Here is a 2,554-nt window from a genome sequence, read left to right as displayed (position 1 = left end):
CCAATTCGGGCATTCGCCAGGCGCGGGCATCGAGCCCCGCGCCGAGAATCACCAGTTGCGGATTTCCCGCCTCCCGCACCGCCTCATCGATGGCGACGGTGCGCGCGGCGAGCACTTCCGAAGTGGCGGAAAGCAATTCGTACTCGATACGGGCGCCGACGGCCGAGGGCACCTGCCCGCCGCGCACCCGCTCGACGATGCCGCGTTCATCCTCGAGCAGCAGATCGACCGCGATGGGATCGGTGAAGCGCCCGACCCCCAATCGCCCGTCGGCCACCGCCCGACCCTGGCACACCAGGATTGCCGTCCGACTCGCCGCCCGTTCGGTCACCGGCCCATTATCAACGCTGTGGCGCGTCGGCGCCCGCCAGCACGGCCGGGCACCTCCGCCGAGCGGGGTGCCTCAGGTCAGGGCGCGGGTGGCGGTTACCACGACGGTGGCGTAGGCGACGGTGAACTCGCCGCCGAGGGCGTCGATGGCCGCGCCGATCGCGTCCGAGACCGCGGTGAGGGTGTCCGGGTCAGCCTGTGTGAGTGCGCCGTGGGTGGGGATCTGGTCGAGCCATTCGGCGCGGGAATAGGTGCGCCGCCAATCGAACTGCCACCGTTCGGGGCGGTCGAAGCCGGCGCTGTCGCGAATGCCTCGCTCCGCGTTGGCGAGAATGGTCTCGTACAACTCGAGTGCCGGACGGTCCGCGACCAGCGACGCGGGCGAGTCGGGCAGCCATCTGCGGTAGGCGTCGGCGAAGGAGGCGACGACCTCCGGCGGCATCTGAGGCACATGCCAGAACGCGGCCAACCGGCCACCGGGGCGCAGCACGTGCGCCGCTCGCACGGCGCCCGCGACGGGATCGACCCAGTGCCAGGCGGTTCCGGAGATCACCCCGTCGAAGCGGCGATCGGACGGATCCCAGGTTTCGAAAGTGCCGGTCTCGACCTCGATTCCGGTGGCGCGAGCGAAGTCGGCCATGCGGGCGTCCGGTTCGACGCCCAGCACCACGGCCCCGGCATCGCGGAACTGCCGGGCCTCGATGCCGGTTCCGCAGCCGACGTCGAGGAGGCTCTTGCCGGGCGTGGCCGCGAGAATCCGCTCGATCATGGCGGCGGGATAGGGCGGACGGGTCCGGTCGTAGCGGGCGGCGTCGACGCCGAACGATTCGGCGACTTCCCGGTACTGATCCGGGCGCTGTTCGGCGGATTCGGGCTCTCGCGAAGGTAGAGTGACCATGCGCCCACTTTAAGTGGGCAAGCGCCCACTCCGCAATGGGATTCGGGCTCGATCGAGGTGAGGGAGTGCGGGTGCCGACCGGGGTCGCCATACGGGATGTGCGGGAACAGCTTTTCGACGCCGCCGAGCGAATTCTGTTGCGGGACGGGCCCAGCGGGCTCACCAGCCGATCGGTCACCACCGAGGCGGGGTGCGCCAAGGGCGTGCTGCACCGGCATTTCAGCGACTTCGACGGGTTCCTGGCCGAACTGGTGGAGGATCGGATCGTCCGGGTCGAGCGGCTCGGCGCGGCGCTGCGGGAGTGGGCGGGGTCGGGGACGGTGGCCGGGAATCTCACCGAGGCGCTGATCGGGGTGTTCGAGACGGTGGCGGTGGCGATCGTCAGCCTGGTGACGTTCCGCGACGAACTGCGGGCCCGGCTGCGACAGAACCGTCCGGTCGGCATTCCGCTCTTGACCGAGGCGACCACGCTGATCGCGGACTATCTGACCGCCGAGGTCGAGGCGGGACGCCTGGTGAACACCGTCGATACCGCCATTCTGGCCCCCACCCTGATCGGCTCGGCCCACCTGCTGTTCGCCGACCGGACCGCGCCGCGACCCGAGACCGAGGCCGTGCACGCCATGGTGATCACGGTGCTGGGCGGCGCGCTGACGACCTGAGGACTAGCACCGACGAATCGACACGACGAGACACCGGTAAGCGAAAGTCTCACGGCGAGACCGGTCTTGACACCCACTGGCCCGGACAGTTCGCTCGGCAGTGCATGTCCATCACAGGAAAGGTCTCCCACCGCAGTGAGCATCGACCGCACCACCCTGTCCCCCGCCGAGGTAGTGTCCGCCCTGTGCGCCGAATGGCGCAGCGGTACACCGGAATCCATTGCCGAGTTCTTCACCGAGGATGCCGTCTACCACAACATCCCGATGGATCCGTTCGTCGGCAAGGCCGCGATCCTGGAGTTCCTGCGCGGCTTCATCGGCACCTTCGGCGGGATCGACTTCACCGTGCACCACCAGGCCGCCATCGGCGCCGTGGTGCTCAATGAGCGCACCGACCGATTCACCTTGGGCGACAAGCACATCGAGCTGCCGGTGACCGGGGTGTTCGAGGTCCGCGACGGCCTGATCTCGGCCTGGCGCGACTACTTCGACATGGCCCCGTTCACCGCCTTGCAGCAGGGCTAGCAGCTCTGCCGGCGGGGTTAGAAGCTCTGCCAGGAGGGCTTGTTCTCCACCGCGAACCGGTAGTAGTCGACGGCTACGGCCCAAAGCCGTCCGCTAAAGGCGCGGAGGGGCGGAGGAGCTCTCCGCCGCGGCCTGTAAC

At 69.0% G+C, this 2,554-nt stretch carries 4 protein-coding genes; 2 read left to right on the top strand and 2 right to left on the bottom strand.

Annotated elements, in window-relative coordinates; genetic code table 11:
* On the bottom strand, positions 1-331 hold a 331-nt coding region (locus ACWELQ_RS43495; RefSeq protein ID WP_452402817.1), incomplete at its 3' end, for a class I SAM-dependent methyltransferase.
* A 72-nt stretch (positions 332-403) separates the two neighbouring features.
* Positions 404-1,228 carry a class I SAM-dependent methyltransferase gene (locus ACWELQ_RS43490; RefSeq protein WP_452402816.1) on the bottom strand — a complete coding sequence of 275 codons (825 nt, stop codon included), beginning with the start codon at positions 1,226-1,228 and terminating at the stop codon, positions 404-406.
* A 71-nt stretch (positions 1,229-1,299) separates the two neighbouring features.
* On the opposite strand from ACWELQ_RS43490, the gene ACWELQ_RS43485 reads away from it, so the two are divergent.
* Positions 1,300-1,890, top strand: coding sequence for a TetR/AcrR family transcriptional regulator (locus tag ACWELQ_RS43485; RefSeq protein ID WP_452402815.1), 591 nt, complete (start codon positions 1,300-1,302; stop codon positions 1,888-1,890).
* 156 nt (positions 1,891-2,046) lie between these two features.
* Entirely contained in the window at positions 2,047-2,415 is a 369-nt protein-coding gene (locus ACWELQ_RS43480; RefSeq protein WP_452402818.1) for a limonene-1,2-epoxide hydrolase family protein, read from the top strand.
* The last annotated feature ends 139 nt before the right edge of the window (positions 2,416-2,554 follow it).

This window comes from Nocardia sp. NPDC004722 (genome assembly GCF_053601505.1).
This window is presented reverse-complemented; position numbering and strand designations above follow the sequence as displayed.